Consider the following 15,477-nt stretch of genomic DNA (forward strand, 5'->3'; position numbering starts at 1 on the left):
ACTCGTAATTCACCCGCGCGCCTCCCCGGCCAAATGGCTGGCAACGTCACCGGCAAGGCCTGCAGCCCACTTGGTGATATCGCCCGCGCCGAGGCACACGACCATGTCGCCCGGCGCAAGCACCGCGCCCAACTTTTCCGCAAGATCGGCAGGGCCATCCACAGCTTCGGCATGGCGGTGGCCCCGCGCCTTCAATCCGGCGACGAGCGCGTGCTCATCAACGCCCGGAATCGGGTCTTCGCCGGCTGTATAGACGGGAGCCACGTAAATCAGGTCAGCGTCTGTGAAGGCACCCTGAAAGTCTTCGAGAAGATCCCGCAGGCGGGTGAAACGATGCGGCTGCGCAACCGCGATCACACGGCCAGATGCTGCATCCTTCGCTGCCGAAAGCACGGCCCGAATTTCCACCGGATGGTGCGCGTAATCGTCAATCACGCGAACATTCCTGCCATCGTCCAGCGCAATATCGCCAACATGACTGAAACGCCGCTTCACACCGCCGAAGCGGGAGAAGCCTTCGCGGATCGAGTCTGCCGAGCAACCCATTTCCAGCGCGACCGCAATGGCCGCGCAAGCGTTCTGCACGTTGTGGCGACCGGGCATGGGCAGCTCGATGCCATCGATACGATGTTCGGTTCCGTCGCGGTCGGTCTGCACCGCATCAAATCGGGTTACCGCGCCATCAGGTTGCACGTTCTCTGCCCGCACATCGGCGTGTGCGGAGAAGCCGTAGGTGATCACGCGGCGGTCGCGGACCTTGGCGATAACGTTCCGCACCTCGTCATGATCGAGGCACAGCACCGCCGCGCCGTAAAAAGGCACGTTCTCGATAAACTGGACGAAGGCGTCTTTCACCGCATCAAAATCGCCGTAGTGGTCGAGATGCTCGGGATCGATATTGGTGACCACCGCGATGGTCCCGTCGAGCCGCAGGAAAGAACCGTCGCTCTCGTCCGCCTCGACAACCATCCACTCGCTGTCACCCAGCCGCGCGTTGGAGCCGTAACTCTCGATAATGCCGCCGTTGATCACGGTGGGATCCACCCCTCCCGCATCGAGCAGCGTCGCGACCATGCTGGTAGTGGTCGTCTTGCCATGCGTCCCAGCCACCGCGACGGTCTGCTTGAGGCGCATCAGTTCGGCGAGCATTTCTGCACGACGTACGACGGGTATGCGGTTTTCAATCGCGGCGGCAACTTCTGGGTTGGTCCGCTTCACGGCCGTCGAGGTCACGACAACTGCGGCATCGCCCAAGTTGGCAGCGTCATGGCCGATGTGGATCGTCATGCCTGCAGCGCGCAAAGCTTCTACCCGCGCGCTTTCGGACAGATCGCTACCCTGCACGCTATAACCGAGATTGTGCATCACCTCGGCAATGCCGGACATACCGATACCGCCGATGCCGACAAAGTGGATCGTCCCGATATCGGTTCCAATGGCTTTCACTCAGGCCTCTCCCGCGAGGCACCCGTCGGTGCGGGCGCTTCCTGGGAGGCACCGCGCGCATTGTTCTCACCCACGCGGATCACGTCCATCATATCTGCGCCACCGAAGCCCTCGACCAGATCGGCGAGATCACTCGCGGCCTTGGGGCGACCGCAATTCCACGCAGCATGCGCGGCATTGGCGAGTGTTTCCGGCTTCTGCGCCATTGCGCGGATTTGCTTGGCCAGTTCCTTCGCCTCGAACCGTGTCTGGCGGACGGAACGTGCGCCACCGGCATTCACCATCTCGCGCGTGTTCGCTGCCTGGTGATCGTCCGTCGCTATGGGAAGCGGCACGAGGATCGCCGGGCGACCGACAGCAGTCAGTTCGGCAATCGTCGATGCCCCCGCACGTCCGATAAACAGATGCGCGTCCGCCAGTGTCGCTGCCATATCCTCGAAATAGGTTGCAAGTTCTGCCGGGATGTCGTGATCGGCATAGCGCTTGCGCACCGCCTCCAGATCCTCCGGGCGGCATTGCTGCGTCACCTGCAGGCGATTGCGCAAGGCTGGCGGGAGCATGGAAAGGCCATCGGGCACCACTTCGGACAGCACGCGCGCGCCCTGGCTGCCGCCGGTCACCAACACGCGGAACAGGCCATCCTCTGTAAAGGCAGGAAACGGCTCTTCACGCAAAGCGAGTACGCCCGGCCTGACGGGGTTGCCAACCAAGTGAACCTTGTTTGTATATTTCGGCTTGAGCCGATCCACATCGGGATATGCGGTCGCAATGGCATCCACGCGCCCTGCCATCAGCCGGTTCACACGTCCCAGCACAGCGTTCTGGTCATGGATGACAGTCGGGATGTGCATCGCCTGCGCGCCGAGTAGCGCGGGCATGGCGGGATATCCGCCAAAGCCGATCACAGCACTTGGCTGAAAAGTCTCGAACAACCGCTTGGCCATCGCGCGGCCTTTGAGCACGGCGGAAATACCGCCTGGCCAACGCAGCGGGTTTTTCCCGAAGCGGCCTGCCGGAAGGACATGCGCGGTAAGGAAATCGGGCTTGCCGGGAATCGCCGCACCGCGCTCATCAGTAATCAGCGCAACGTGGTGGCCACGCCGCTCCAACTCATGCGCTAGCGCAAAGGCCGGAGTCAGGTGCCCCCCCGTTCCTCCGGCAGCCAACACGAAATGGCGTGAAGACGTTGTCATGTGTCACCCTCTTTCTCGATCGAACCTTTCCAGTCGAAGGGTTCTCGCGCGAGATAGGGATTGCGGCGAGTCACTGCCAGCAACAGTCCCACGGTGAAGCAGATTGCGAGGGTGGAGGAACCACCATAGCTGATCAGTGGCAGCGTCATCCCCTTGGACGGGAACAGCTGCAGATTGACGAGGATATTGATGAAGGCCTGACCGCCGAACATCGCGGTAAGCCCGCTGGCGGCGAGGATGATGAACAGCCGGTCCTCATCCACCATGCGAGTCAGCACGCGCAGCACGATGGCGAGATAAAGCAGCACCACAACACCGCAGATGAGCAGTCCGAATTCCTCTCCGATCACGGAGAAAATGTAGTCGGTATGCGCTTCGGGCAGGTTCATCTTCTGGTCGCCCAGCCAGAAACCGCTGCCTGTCCAGCCGCCTGCGTGCAGGGTCCGGCTCGCCAGATCGACATGGTCGAACGGGGTCGGCCCACCGAAGAATGCGTCGATGCGATGGCGGGCGTTATCGTAGAACAGATAGGCCGCAATCATCGCCGCGATCCCCACTCCGGTCAGCATCCCGATGCGCTGGAGCGGCAAACCAGCCAGCATCACCATAACGAACCATGTGCCAACGAACAGGATTGCGCCGCCAAGGTTCGGCTGCGCCATCAGCAGGACCACGACCAGCCCGACAAGCGCTCCCGATACGCCGATGACCGGCAGCTTGGGATCGCGCAGTTTCCACGCGAGGATCCACGCCATCATCATGGCAAAGGCGGGCTTCAGGAATTCGCTCGGCTGAAGCGACATGCCGACATTGATCCAGCGCCTTGCACCATTGATCTCGCTACCGACAAAGGGGACGAGAAGCATCAGGAAAAGCATCGCGCAGCCCAGCCCGATCGCTCCGCGACGCAGCAGCTTTACCGGCAGCAGCGATGTCCCGATCAGAACCAGCAAGCCCAGCACCTGCATACGCACGTGCTGCCAGAAGAAGTAGAGCCCGGGCAATGTTGTATCCGCCGTGGAAAGCCTGTCCGCACTGGCGGGAGAAGCCGCTGCGACCGCCAGTGTGCCCACGGCCATCAATGCGAGCACAAGGCCCAGCAACACGCGATCAACCTCTCGCCACCAGATGCGCAGCTCGCGCTTCCAGTCGGGGTTGATGCGCGGATTGCCCGGGCTTGGTCTGCGCTTCTCGCCGGGGCGCGGGATATAGATGGGGCGCGTGTTCACTTGGCTGCTCCCCATTCGCTTTCCTCGTCGAGCCCGCAGGCCCCGCGATCACCTCCGCAGCCGATTTCGGCGACGGCTTCCTTGAACACTTCTCCGCGTGTTTCGTAGTCGCGGAACTGGTCAAAGCTCGCGCATGCAGGGCTGAGCATGACCACATCGCCCTTCTGCGCACTATCGACCGCGCGGCGCACGGCCTCGCCCAGCATTTCGCACCGTTCGACGGGCATATGCGGTTCGAGCAGGTCGGCAAACATCGGGCCAGCCTCGCCAATAGTGTAGGCGCAGGCAACATTGCCGAAATGCGGCGCGCAATCGTCGAGGTTGTCTTCCTTGGCGAGGCCGCCACAAATCCAGTGAATACGCTTTTTGCCCTCTTCGGGTGGGTAAGCCGCTAACGCAGGCGCGGTGGAAGCAGGATTGGTCGCCTTGCTGTCGTTGATGAACAGCTTGCCACCGCAAGTGGAGACGCGCTCCATCCGGTGAGGCAGGCCGGGGTAGGTACGCAGGCCATTTTGGACTTGATCGCCTTCAAGACCAAGGGTTTCGCAAACTGCGATCGCAGCAGCAGCATTTTGCGCATTGTGTGGTCCAGCGAGCGAAGGCCATTCATTCTGGTTGCTCAGATCAACGATGTTGTGATCAGAGAGATCAGATCTCCATTCCCCCGCCTTAATGTCGCGCCACATCTGCGGTTGATTGCCCGCCACGGACATCTGGATGCCAGTGCCATCGCGCTGCATCTCGAACAATCGAACCTTTGCAGCCGCATAGGCTTCAAAGCTGTCATATCTATCAAGATGATCGGGCGTAATGTTCAGCAGCACCGCCACGTCACAATCGAGGCTCTGCGTCAGGTCGATCTGGTAGCTCGAAAGCTCGAGCACATAGACACCGCCTTCGGGCAAAGGCTCCTGCGCCATAATAGGCAGGCCGATATTACCGCCCATCGTGGTCGGCACGCCAGCAGTTTTCAGGATATGGTGCACCAGCGCGGTCGTGGTGGACTTGCCGTTGGTGCCGGTGATCCCGACGACCTCGTGCGGCGGCAGCTCGGCCCGCGCTTGGGCGAACAATTCGATATCGCCGATGATCGGCACGCCCGCCTCTGCCGCGCGCGGCGTCAGCGGATGGGTGTTGAGCGGGACACCGGGAGAGACGACAATCGCGTCAAAGCCCGACAGATCGATTTCGAGCGGGTCGGCAATTGTCGCGCGGCCTTCCAGCTCTCGCTTGGGCCCGTCCTGTCGGTCCCAGGCAGTGACATCCGCGCCGCTCGCAAGGAGGCTTTCGACCGTGGCCATGCCCGATCGCGCCAGTCCCAGCACCATGTAGCGTTTACCGCGGAAGGCCTCTGCAGTGATCATCGCACCTTCAATGTCGCAAGGCCGATAACCGCGAGCACGATGGCGATGATCCAGAAGCGGATCACGACCTTGCTCTCGCTCCAGCCGAGCTGCTCAAAGTGGTGGTGGATCGGGGCCATGCGGAAGATGCGCTTGCCCGTCCGCTTGAACCAGAAAACCTGGATGACAACCGATGCGGTCTCGATCACGAACAGCCCGCCAACGATCAGCAGGACGATTTCGTGGTGACTGGCAACAGCAATCGCGCCGAGTGCCCCGCCCAGCGCGAGTGATCCGGTGTCACCCATAAATACCGCCGCAGGCGGCGCATTGTACCAGAGGAATGCAAGACCCGCCCCCATGATCGCGGCGCACAGGATGGCAAGCTCGCCCGCTCCCGCCACGTGCGGGATGCCGAGATATTCGGAAAAGTCGACGCGGCCCGTCAGGTAGCAGATGACCAGAAAGGCACCTGCCGCCACAACAACGGGCATGGTCGCCAGCCCGTCCAGCCCGTCGGTCAGGTTCACCGCGTTACCGAAGCCGACGATGAACACCGCAGCGAATACATAATAGAACCAGCCTAGCGGGATCGAAACGCCGGAGAAGAACGGCACGTAGAGATCGGTGCTGACCTGGCTGACGATCAGATAGCTGGCAATCCCGGCGACGATAAATTCGGCCAGCAGCCGCACTCTGGCAGACACGCCCTGGTGACTGCGCTTGGTGACCTTGTCGTAATCATCAAGAAAGCCGATCAGGCCAAAGCCCATCGTTACCGCGAGGCAGGCCCAGACGAAGGGGCTGGAAAGGTCCATCCACAGCAGTATCGAAACCGTCAGCGCGATCAGGATCATCAGGCCGCCCATAGTCGGCGTGCCGACCTTGGCCTGGTGCGATTGCGGGCCGTCATCACGGATCGGCTGGCCTTTGCCTTGCCGCACTCGAAGCATGTTGATGAATTTCGGGCCAATGACGAGACCGATCAACAACGCGGTCATCATTGCCGCACCCGCACGAAATGTCTGGTAACGGATGAGGTTCAGAAGACCTTCAAATTCAAGCAGTTCTGCAAGAAAATAGAACATTGTCCCGGCGCGTCAGCCTTTCTTCGCGGCAAAGTGATCGACCACGCACGAAAGCCCCACGGAATTGGAGCCTTTCACCAACACAGCGTCACCGCCGGTCAGGCCGAATTCCTGTAGCGCCGCGATAGCTTCGCCCGCGTTTTCGCAATGGGCAAAGGCGAAGGGATTGCCAAGCGTATCGCGGGGCAGTTTCCCCATCTCGCGCGCGAGGGCGGTCATCTCGGTGCCGACCAGCACCGCATAGTCGATATTCGCTTCGGCAATCGGGCCAGCGAGCTGGGCGTGGAACTTCGGCGCGAAGTCACCCAGCTCCTTCATGCTTCCGAGCACGGCAATGCGGCGCGTCGCGGGTGTCTGGCCAAGCTGGGCAAGCGTGGCGCGCATGCTGGCGGGGTTGGCATTGTAGCTCTCGTCAATCACCAGCGCATGGCCGCCCGGAACCGAAGCGCGCAGGCGAGCACCGCGGCCTTTGAGGCCGCCCATCTCTGCCAATGCGAGACCCGCCGCACCCAAATCACCTCCGGCGGCATATGCGGCGGCCATCACGCAGAGCGCGTTATCGATCCAGTGTTCGCCCGGCTCTGCTACTGTGAAGCACAAACGCACATCACCCTGCGCAGCGGTAACAAGCGCGCCGCCTGTAGCGCTATCGGGCACGGCATCGAGCAGGCGCATGTCAGCATGGGCCGCGCGTCCGAAGGACACGACATTGGCGCCCTGAGCCTCCGCTGCGCTGCGCAGTTGTTCGAAATGCGGGCTGTCGGCAGGAATGACGGCAGTGCCGCCCTCTACCAGCCCTTCAAAAATCTCCGCCTTGGCATCGGCAATCGCTTCCATGCTGCCGAGGTTTTCGATGTGCGCCGGAGCAATGGTGGTGATCACGGCGACATGCGGACGGACCTGCGCGGTGAGACCGCGGATTTCGTCCGCGTGGTTCATGCCCATTTCGAACACGCCGAACTGGCTGCGCGCGGGCATGCGCGACAAGCTAAGCGGCACGCCGACATGGTTGTTGTAGCTTCGGACCGAACGATGCGCCGCACCGCGGCTGGTGCGTTCGAGCGCGGTGAAGATCGCTTCCTTGACGCCCGTCTTGCCGACCGACCCGGTAACGCCGATCACCTTCGCCTGAGCCCGTACGCGCGCAGCAGCGGCAAGCGCGTGGAGAGCTGCGGTGGTATCTTCCACCAGCACATGCGGATAGTCGACCGCGCGATCGACAATCGCTGCCGCCGCGCCGTTCTTGAACGCCGCTTCGAGGAAGCGGTGGCCGTCCATCGCCTCACCCTTCAGCGCGACGAAGAGGTCTCCGGTCTGCACATCACGGCTGTCCATTTCGACGCCGCTAACCTGAAATTCACCATAAGCAGTCCCGCCTGTAGCGGTCGCGATTTCGGCAGCAGACCACAGGGCAAGCGGCGCGGCATCGCTTTTGGCGCGCGGCCAGCGGATGACCTTGGCGAGCGCGCTCATGCTACGCCTCCGGCAGCCAGCTCGGCGGCACATTCACGCGCGACTGTTACGTCGTCGAACGGCAAAACCCGCATATTCTCTCCCGACCCGATGATCTGTCCCTGTTCGTGACCCTTGCCGGCCACCAGCACGATGTCGTCTTTTCCCGCGTCCGCGATGGCGGCAACAATGGCTTCACGCCTGCCACCGACCTCGCGGGCACCCGTAGCTCCAGCCATAACTTCAGCGCGGATCGCAGCGGGATCTTCCCCGCGCGGATTGTCGTCTGTCACGATGACCATGTCCGAGCCCTCAATCGCGGCCGCCCCCATCGGTGCACGCTTACCCTTGTCGCGGTCCCCGCCCGCGCCAAACACGGTGATGAGGCGACCCGTCACGTGCGGACGCAAAGCCGCGATGGCGGCGCTGAGTGCATCGGGTGTGTGAGCGTAATCGATATAGACCGGTGCCCCGCTCTGACTGATCACCGCGCGCTCCAACCGGCCGCGCACCGGCTGCAACCGCGCCACGGCGTCAAACACCTGCGGTGCCGAACTGCCAGTGACGAGCGCAAGCCCCGCTGCCGTCAGTGCATTGGCGACCTGATAGGCACCGATCAGCGGCAAGCGGAAGCTGCGCGCTTCGCCTCCATGCTCCAGCGTCAACTCTTGCCCCAGCTGCGTGGCCTCGCGCGATGTAAGGCGGATATCCGCGCCTTTCTCGCCAATCGTGAAGACGGTCAAGCCGCGCTCTTTCGCAACAGCAACCGCGCAGTCCGACCATTCATCGTCTGCCCAGATGACCGCTGCACCATCGGCATCGACCACTTCGGCAAACAGCCGCATCTTGGCCGCGAAGTAGTCCTCCATATCCTTGTGATAATCGAGATGATCGCGGCTGAGATTGGTGAAGGCGCCCGCTCTCACGGGCAGGCCTTCGTTGCGATACTGGCTGAGACCGTGGCTGCTCGCTTCGTAGGCGACATGCGTCACCCCTTCGCGTGCTAGGCCTGTATTGTTGGCGAGGAAGGTGACGATATCCGGCGTGGTGAGGCCGGTCGAAACGCTTTCGTCCGGCGTGGTCACGCCAAGCGTGCCGATGCTGGCTGCGCGTTCACCGCACATGCGCCAGATCTGGCGGGTCATCTCGACGCAGGAGGTCTTTCCGTTCGTGCCCGTCACCGCGACCACAGTCTCGGGCGTAGGGCGGAAATAGAGTGCAGCGAGTTCAGCGAAAAGCTTGCGCGGAGTGTCGCTGGCAATGTGCAGCGCGCCTTCGACCTTGGCTTCGGACCGCGCAACGACGGCAATCGCGCCGCCCGCAATCGCAGCGGGGATGAAGTCCTCCCCATTGACCGAATAGCCCTGGAACGCGCCGAACACGTTTCCGGGAGCCACCTTGCGGTTATCAATGGCAAAGCCGGTGATGGCTGCATCACCGGCTTCGTTGATTTCCATGCCTGCTGCTGCGGCAAGGTCGGCCAGACGCATCAGTCGAGCCCTCCCACCAACGGTTCCAGATCGGTCAGGTCGATATCGCGGTCGGCATCGGGGTAGATGCCCAGTTGCGGACCGATGCGCGGGACGAGGCGACCCACGATCGGGGCAGCATTCCACGCGGCCGTACGCTGGAAGGAGCTGGCGACAGTTCCCTGCGGCTCGTCGAGCATGGTGATGATCACATATCGCGGACGGTCCATCGGGAAGGCCGCAGCGAAGGTCGAGACAAGCGAAGTCCGGCGATAGCCGCCTGCGCCGCCCGGCTTTTCGGCACTGCCTGTCTTGCCGCCCACGCGGAAACCCGGCGCATCGGCGCTGCGGCCTGTGCCGTAGACCGAGATCATGCGCAGCAGCTGGTTCATCCGCGCGCTGGTGCTGGCCTTGAACACGCGGCGACCGCGCGGCGCTTCGCCGGGTGCCAGCCGCTGTAGTGTTGCCGGACGCCAGATCCCGCCGTTGACCATTGCGGCATAGGCGCTCGCCAGATGCAGCGGCGTCACCGCAAGACTGTGCCCGAAGCCGACATAGGCTGCCTTGGAATCGTTCCAGTTATCGTTGACACCCAGCGGAGCACCGCGAGCATAGAGCTCGATATAGGGCGCTTCCAGCATGCCAAGCTGGTCAAGATATTCGCGCATCCGTTCCCCACCAACTTCCTGCCCGATCTGGACAGATGTGATGTTGGACGAATGGATCAGCGTTTGCGGAACATTGAGGTGATTGCCGATAAAGTGGCTGTCACGCACCGGATTGCCGCCGATAATGACCGGGCGCGAGGCCTGCCATGTACGGCGCAGATCGGTCACGACACCGGCATCGATAGCCATCGCCACGGTCAACGGCTTGAAGGTGGAGCCGAGCTCGTAAACCTGGTTGGTCACGCGGTTAAAGGCGCGCGGCATTTCGCCGGCATCGATGCGCTCCTGCGGCAGCACCACGTCTTCGGTTTCCACCGCATTGGGATTGTATTCCGGCAGAGAAGCAAGCGCGAGGACTTCGCCCGTATCGACGTCGAGCACGATGCCTGCCGCGCCCAGCGCGTTCACCGCCAGCATGCCGCTGCGCAGTTCATCCTCAAGCGCACCCTGCACACGCATATCGATACTGAGAGCAACCGGCTCGTTGCGAGAAGCCGGATCGTTCAGGCGATCATTGAGCACTTCTTCCATGCCTGTGCGGCCGTTGCCGTCCGCACCGACATAGCCGAGCACGTGCGCAGCCATCGCACCATGCGGATAGTGGCGATCCTCCTCGCGCGGCAGCTGCAGCGCGAGCTCGCCCAGCGCGCGGACACGGTTGGCATCTTCGGGCAGGATGCGGCGGCGAAGGTAGCCGGGTCGACCCTCCGCCAGCTGATCGGTCAGCTCATAGACGTCCAGATCGGGGAAAATTGCGTGAAGTTCGCGCGCAACTTCGGCGGGCGAAGCCACCAGCGGCGGGCCACCATCACCGCCTTCGTCCATCGCGGCGGGATTGAACCACAGCGCGTATGCCGGGAACGCCCGCGCCAGCGGAACGCCGTTGCGATCGGTGATTTCGCCGCGTGGTGGCAGCAATTGCTCGGCCATACTGGCGCGCGAGGGGCCGGGTTGGGCCACGCCAATATAGGTAATCTTGAGCAAGGCGACTGCCGCAACCGCCACAAACACGCCAAGGACGAGCAGCAGCCGCAGCCGCGCAATCAGCAGCGACCGGCGCCTGTGGTCTGTCAGGCCGGGTTGCCCTGCGATAATCGTGCGCGGAGCAGCGAAAGTGGTCACCGGATCGTCGCCTCCGCTACAACGCCGTTCACACCGGCAATCGGCGCGCGGATCGGCCCCGGCGCGATGGTGACAGCAAGGCGGCCGTCATCACCCGGCTCTTCTTCAAGCAGGTTTGCCTCTATGCGGCGACCGGTCAGCGGAGACACCAGCTGCGGGAAATCGGGCACGTCCTCGGCAGAGCGCATGCCGGCAAGGCGGATGGGCGGCGGCGCACCCTCCATCGGCGGAGCGCCATAGGATGCGAGCATGCGCGGGCTATCGATAAACTGGTCCGCCTTGGGAGCGGCAAAACCAAAGTCCACGCGGTTCCACGCGGCGAGTTGCACCTGATTGGCGCGGGTAATAACTTCGGTTTCGAGCAGCAGCTTCTGTTCTTCAAGATAGACGATGCGCTGCTCCGCGCGCACCACATCGGCATGCACAGACGTCACCTTCAGGTGCAGCAGGATGTAGAGGATGATGCAGATGCCCAGCGCCGCGAGCCAGCCCATCCGGCGAATGCGATAGGTGGTGCTCATGCTGCATACTCCTGTGCTGGTGCGGCAGTGCGGGTGGCTCCGCGCAGGGTGGAAGACCGCGCGCGCGGGTTGCGATCGATTTCGGCGGCGGACGGACGAATGGCCTTGGTCAGTTGCCCGAAGCGCGGGAGGGGTACGTTTCGCGCTTCGGGCATGTGACGCGAGCCGCGGGGGTTCATATTCGCGGCATCGCGGAAGAAACTCTTCACGATACGGTCTTCAAGGCTGTGGAAGCTGACAACGGCCAGCCGGCCACCTTTACGCAGCAATGCTTCAGCTGCGGACAGGCCCTGCTCGAGCTCGTCCAGCTCTCCATTCACATGGATACGGATCGCCTGAAAGCTGCGGGTCGCGGGGTCTTTCTTGTCACCCGGGCGATGACCCAGGGCCTTGCGCACAACAGTGGCCAATTCACCCGTCGTCGAGAGCGGACGTGCCGCAACAATGGCACGCGCAACGCGGCGCGACTGCCGCTCTTCGCCGAAGCGGTAGAGCACGTCGGCAATGTCTTTCTCGTCCGCACCATTGACGAAGTCGGCGGCGTTGGGACCGGACTGGCTCATCGTCATGTCGAGCGGGCCGTCGGCACTGAAAGCAAAGCCGCGTTCGGCCTGATCAAGCTGCATAGAGGAAACGCCGATATCCATCGCAATGCCATCGACCTGCGCGATGCCGGCCTCTGTCATGCTCAGGGCCATTTCGGAAAAGCGGCGCGGGTGGAGGACGAGGCGCGGCGCTTCGCCCTGCGCCTCTTCCCATTTCTGGCCAGCAGCGATGGCATCGGGGTCGCGGTCGAAAGCGTGCACGGTCGCGCCGCGCTCCAGAATGGCGCGGGTGTAGCCGCCTGCCCCGAACGTCGCGTCGATGATGACATCGCCCGGCTGCGGGTTCAGCACCTCGATCACTTCGTCGAGCAGGACAGGAATATGTGGTGCAGACGTGCTCATTTCCGCGCCGCCTTTGCCGCAGCCTTGGTGCGCGCTTCTTCGGCTTCGGCAAGGCACAGCTCGTACTGGTCTTCCCAGTCTTCACCCGCGCCCTTCAGAGCATCGAGGTCCCACAGGGTAATGAAGTTGCCGCCGCCGAGGAAACAGATGTTGTCGCTGATGCCGCCAACCTTGCAGAATTTTGGCGGCAGCGTGAAGCGGCCGCTCTTGTCGTAGGGGACTTCGGTGAAGACCCACATCTTGGTGGAACGCACAGTGCGGTTGTAATCGAGATTGCGGCGCACCGCGTTCTCTTCTTCCTTGTCGAGGATATCCTCGAACATGTCGGTGCGGGAGAGACCGAAGACGCGCAGGCAGGGGAAGTCAGGATCCTTGGCGACGCACAGCGTGCCCTCGTCACCGAGTTCGGCAAAGACCTTGCGAAACAGCGGAGGCAGGACGAAGCGATCCTTTTCGCCGCGAAGCGAAAAGCCCTGTCCTCTGTATCCTGTTGGCCGCTGTGCCACGTCCCAAAACCCCGGTTCTTGTTCCCCGCAGACAAACCTTCCCCGCACCAGGCCGCGCACGAGCACGACCCAGCGACCTCCACAAGAGGCACATCACGGGCTTGTTGTCCGATAGAATCACGGAATAACGCGGGTTAGCGCGGGATGGAAGGGGAAATTACGGGAAATTGTGGGAGAAGAGTGTAACTAACTGATTTTATTGACTCAGATTCACTCCTCAGAAGGGGGCTGAACACCCCCATTTGCCGCAATTTCACGTGATATCCCGCGATTCACGAGCGAATCCGCTCTTGTTACGGGCTGTTCTCCCGCATTATCCCCGAATTCGGGAAAAGCCTGCACAAGCAGCGCCTGCAGAGCCTCCTCTGCGCCGGGATAGGGGCCGGCGAGATCGGTCAGTGCGGCATCCGCCACGACAAGAACCTCGCCCGCGCCAAACTTGCATTGCGCGATAACATTGTCGGCGTGGAAGAGGCAGCCGGTCGCACCTTCTCTAGCAACAATGCGCCCGCGCATGTTCACCGGCACGCCTGTTCCGATAAATTCAACCGTGGTCAGGCCTTCGCCCTGCAACTCGTCGAATTGCAGCTCCAACCCCCAGTGCGCGAGGATCGGAGACAGCAGCGCCACGTCCTGCGGGCGGCGACGGTCGCCAATGCCAAAGCGGCTTTCACCCGTCATCATCGGATCGGCGAACAATAGCAGGCGCCCTCCCCCGCGCACCCAGGCATCGAGGGCGACGTTCTCCTCACCCGTCAGCCCGCGCGGCTGCGCCATCAGCAACATATCGAACGGAGCGAGCGCTTCGGCACCGAGATAGTCGAGCGGAACCGGCCGCGCCTCGGTTTCAATAAGGAATCGCGCCCAATGCAGTTGCGCTTCGCCGCGCAAGAGCTCTCCCATGTCCGCAGCTTCACCCCAATAGATCGGGACTGTACCCATCAAGGCAATCGGCGGCTTGTCACCGGGAGGACCCAGATCAGGATACTCCTGCGCGAATGCCGGCTCGGCCAATAAGACCGACAGAGCAGCAAGACCTTTACTGAAGCTGCGCATTGGCCGGTGGCAGATCTTCGGTCGGTTCGGGTTCAGGCGAAGACGTGTTTTCATCCACCTGTTCGGCCGGAACCTCCGGCACCACGCCTACATCCGAAAGCGGGTCGCGTGGAGTAGCGGTCTCGGTCGGCTCAACCGTTGGCGCAGCATCGGGAACCGTCATATCCTCGGCAAGCTGCGCGCGCGTGATCACAATGTCGGCAAGGCCGATCATTAGAACGACCGCGACGATGCCCGCCAGCCCGATCTGCAACCGCTGCACCCGCTCTGCACGCGAACCGCCCAGCGGGATCGACGGCGCAGCCTCGGCGTCCCGGTTCTTCTGAAATGCGCGCGGATCAACAGCCATACGGGCGATTCTAGCGGCTTAAGATGAACCTAGCCAGTCGAAAACGGGCAGATCCTTGGAACGCAGCCATTCGGCATTGTAGAGCGTTGAAAGATAGCGAAATCCGGTATCGCACAGGATGGTAGCAACGCGCGGATTCTCGCGGCCGTCCGCCACCAATTGACGACCGAGCGCAATTGCCCCTGCCACATTGATGCCACTGGAAAGGCCAAGACACAGCCCCTCTTCGCGCAGCAGCCTTGCGACCCATTCCAGTCCTTCTTCGTCGGAAATGCGGAACTGCGTGTCGATCGGCGCCTGTTCAAGATTGGCAGTGATGCGCCCCTGCCCGATGCCCTCTGCCACCGAATTGCCTTCCGACCTCAGCTCGCCCTCAGCAAAATAGCTGTAGAGTGCCGCGCCGTGCGGATCGGTCAGCGCAATGCGGACATTCTCGTCCTTTTCTTTGAGCCCCATGCCGACACCCGCCAGCGTACCGCCCGTGCCCACAGCGCAGGTGAAGCCATCAACGCGGCCTTCCAGCTGGTCCCAAATTTCAGCGGCGGTGCCCTCAATATGCGCGCGGCGGTTGGCGACATTATCGAACTGGTTGGCCCAGATCGCATTGTCCATATCCTCTGCAATACGGCGGCTGGTATGGACGAAGTGGTTTGGGTCGGCGAACTTAGTCGGTGGAACCGTCACCAGCTCCGCGCCCAGCGCGCGCAGCGTATCCATCTTCTCGCGCGACTGGTTGTCCGGCATGACGATGATCGTCTTGTAGCCAAGCGCATTGGCGACCAGCGCGATACCGATGCCGGTATTGCCGGCGGTCCCTTCGACAACCGTCCCGCCGGGCTTCAGCTCGCCCCGTGCCTCTGCATCACGGATGATACCGAGCGCCGCGCGATCCTTCACCGAAGCGCCGGGATTGGCGAATTCGCACTTGCCATAAATCTCGCATCCGGCGGCCTCGCTCGGGCCGGAAAGCAGGACGAGCGGCGTATTGCCGATGAGATCAAGAGTGTCGGTACGAACGGGTGCTATTGTCATGCCGGAAGAGGTAGGCCTCGCGCCGCATTTGCGCAACGCGATAGGTTCTGGGCCCC

At 62.5% G+C, this 15,477-nt stretch carries 14 protein-coding genes; all 14 read right to left on the reverse strand.

The genetic code is table 11. From position 1 onward, the window contains the following. Window positions 1–9 precede the first annotated feature (9 nt). The gene (murC, locus tag OOZ52_RS04305; RefSeq protein WP_274697273.1) at window positions 10–1,446 is read right to left on the reverse strand and encodes a UDP-N-acetylmuramate--L-alanine ligase; all 1,437 of its coding nucleotides are present in this window, start codon (window positions 1,444–1,446) and stop codon (window positions 10–12) included. Further along, window positions 1,443–2,639, reverse strand: a complete 1,197-nt coding sequence (gene murG / locus OOZ52_RS04310) for an undecaprenyldiphospho-muramoylpentapeptide beta-N-acetylglucosaminyltransferase (protein WP_274697274.1) — start codon at window positions 2,637–2,639, stop codon at window positions 1,443–1,445. The genes murC and murG overlap by 4 nt, the downstream gene beginning before the upstream one ends. After that, window positions 2,636–3,868 carry an FtsW/RodA/SpoVE family cell cycle protein gene (locus OOZ52_RS04315; RefSeq protein WP_446698109.1) on the reverse strand — a complete coding sequence of 411 codons (1,233 nt, stop codon included), beginning with the start codon at window positions 3,866–3,868 and terminating at the stop codon, window positions 2,636–2,638. Before OOZ52_RS04315 ends, murG begins: the two co-directional genes overlap by 4 nt. Continuing rightward, window positions 3,865–5,232 (reverse strand): UDP-N-acetylmuramoyl-L-alanine--D-glutamate ligase, encoded by a 1,368-nt coding sequence (gene murD, locus OOZ52_RS04320; protein WP_274697275.1) that lies wholly within the window; start codon window positions 5,230–5,232, stop codon window positions 3,865–3,867. Before murD ends, OOZ52_RS04315 begins: the two co-directional genes overlap by 4 nt. Then, window positions 5,229–6,299: a phospho-N-acetylmuramoyl-pentapeptide-transferase gene (mraY, locus tag OOZ52_RS04325; protein ID WP_274697276.1), complete on the reverse strand. Its 1,071-nt coding sequence runs from the start codon at window positions 6,297–6,299 to the stop codon at window positions 5,229–5,231. Before mraY ends, murD begins: the two co-directional genes overlap by 4 nt. A 12-nt stretch (window positions 6,300–6,311) precedes the next feature. Continuing rightward, complete coding sequence (locus tag OOZ52_RS04330; protein WP_274697277.1) at window positions 6,312–7,772, reverse strand: UDP-N-acetylmuramoyl-tripeptide--D-alanyl-D-alanine ligase; 1,461 nt, start codon at window positions 7,770–7,772, stop codon at window positions 6,312–6,314. Further along, window positions 7,769–9,241, reverse strand: a complete 1,473-nt coding sequence (locus OOZ52_RS04335) for a UDP-N-acetylmuramoyl-L-alanyl-D-glutamate--2,6-diaminopimelate ligase (RefSeq protein ID WP_274697278.1) — start codon at window positions 9,239–9,241, stop codon at window positions 7,769–7,771. The genes OOZ52_RS04330 and OOZ52_RS04335 overlap by 4 nt, the downstream gene beginning before the upstream one ends. Continuing rightward, the gene (locus tag OOZ52_RS04340) at window positions 9,241–11,010 is read right to left on the reverse strand and encodes a peptidoglycan D,D-transpeptidase FtsI family protein (RefSeq protein ID WP_274697279.1); all 1,770 of its coding nucleotides are present in this window, start codon (window positions 11,008–11,010) and stop codon (window positions 9,241–9,243) included. The genes OOZ52_RS04335 and OOZ52_RS04340 overlap by 1 nt, the downstream gene beginning before the upstream one ends. Beyond that, window positions 11,007–11,531, reverse strand: a complete 525-nt coding sequence (locus OOZ52_RS04345) for a hypothetical protein (RefSeq protein WP_274697280.1) — start codon at window positions 11,529–11,531, stop codon at window positions 11,007–11,009. Before OOZ52_RS04345 ends, OOZ52_RS04340 begins: the two co-directional genes overlap by 4 nt. Continuing rightward, window positions 11,528–12,478, reverse strand: coding sequence for a 16S rRNA (cytosine(1402)-N(4))-methyltransferase RsmH (gene rsmH / locus OOZ52_RS04350; RefSeq protein ID WP_274697281.1), 951 nt, complete (start codon window positions 12,476–12,478; stop codon window positions 11,528–11,530). The genes OOZ52_RS04345 and rsmH overlap by 4 nt, the downstream gene beginning before the upstream one ends. Continuing rightward, on the reverse strand, window positions 12,475–12,984 hold the full coding sequence (locus OOZ52_RS04355) for a division/cell wall cluster transcriptional repressor MraZ (protein WP_274697282.1): 510 nt from the start codon (window positions 12,982–12,984) through the stop codon (window positions 12,475–12,477). The genes rsmH and OOZ52_RS04355 overlap by 4 nt, the downstream gene beginning before the upstream one ends. 210 nt (window positions 12,985–13,194) lie before the next feature. Beyond that, a complete protein-coding gene (locus OOZ52_RS04360; protein ID WP_274697283.1) occupies window positions 13,195–14,040 on the reverse strand; it encodes a Gldg family protein in 846 nt (281 codons plus the stop codon). After that, entirely contained in the window at window positions 14,024–14,389 is a 366-nt protein-coding gene (locus OOZ52_RS04365; protein WP_274697284.1) for a hypothetical protein, read from the reverse strand. The genes OOZ52_RS04360 and OOZ52_RS04365 overlap by 17 nt, the downstream gene beginning before the upstream one ends. 18 nt (window positions 14,390–14,407) lie before the next feature. Further along, window positions 14,408–15,421, reverse strand: coding sequence for a cysteine synthase A (locus OOZ52_RS04370; RefSeq protein ID WP_274697285.1), 1,014 nt, complete (start codon window positions 15,419–15,421; stop codon window positions 14,408–14,410). Window positions 15,422–15,477 lie beyond the last annotated feature (56 nt).

The sequence above is a fragment of the Aurantiacibacter sp. D1-12 genome, from assembly GCF_028858515.1.
Classification (GTDB): domain Bacteria; phylum Pseudomonadota; class Alphaproteobacteria; order Sphingomonadales; family Sphingomonadaceae; genus Alteraurantiacibacter.

Bases quoted from the DNA above. Each gene is read 5' to 3' on its own strand.
- rsmH (WP_274697281.1), bottom strand. From the start codon at position 12,478: ATGAGCACGTCTGCACCACATATTCCTGTCCTGCTCGACGAAGTGATC.
- OOZ52_RS04335 (WP_274697278.1), bottom strand. From the start codon at position 9,241: ATGCGTCTGGCCGACCTTGCCGCAGCAGCAGGCATGGAAATCAACGAA.
- murG (WP_274697274.1), bottom strand. From the start codon at position 2,639: ATGACAACGTCTTCACGCCATTTCGTGTTGGCTGCCGGAGGAACGGGG.
- murD (WP_274697275.1), bottom strand. From the start codon at position 5,232: ATGATCACTGCAGAGGCCTTCCGCGGTAAACGCTACATGGTGCTGGGA.
- OOZ52_RS04345 (WP_274697280.1), bottom strand. From the start codon at position 11,531: ATGAGCACCACCTATCGCATTCGCCGGATGGGCTGGCTCGCGGCGCTG.
- OOZ52_RS04370 (WP_274697285.1), bottom strand. From the start codon at position 15,421: ATGACAATAGCACCCGTTCGTACCGACACTCTTGATCTCATCGGCAAT.
- OOZ52_RS04330 (WP_274697277.1), bottom strand. From the start codon at position 7,772: ATGAGCGCGCTCGCCAAGGTCATCCGCTGGCCGCGCGCCAAAAGCGAT.
- OOZ52_RS04365 (WP_274697284.1), bottom strand. From the start codon at position 14,389: ATGGCTGTTGATCCGCGCGCATTTCAGAAGAACCGGGACGCCGAGGCT.
- mraY (WP_274697276.1), bottom strand. From the start codon at position 6,299: ATGTTCTATTTTCTTGCAGAACTGCTTGAATTTGAAGGTCTTCTGAAC.
- OOZ52_RS04360 (WP_274697283.1), bottom strand. From the start codon at position 14,040: ATGCGCAGCTTCAGTAAAGGTCTTGCTGCTCTGTCGGTCTTATTGGCC.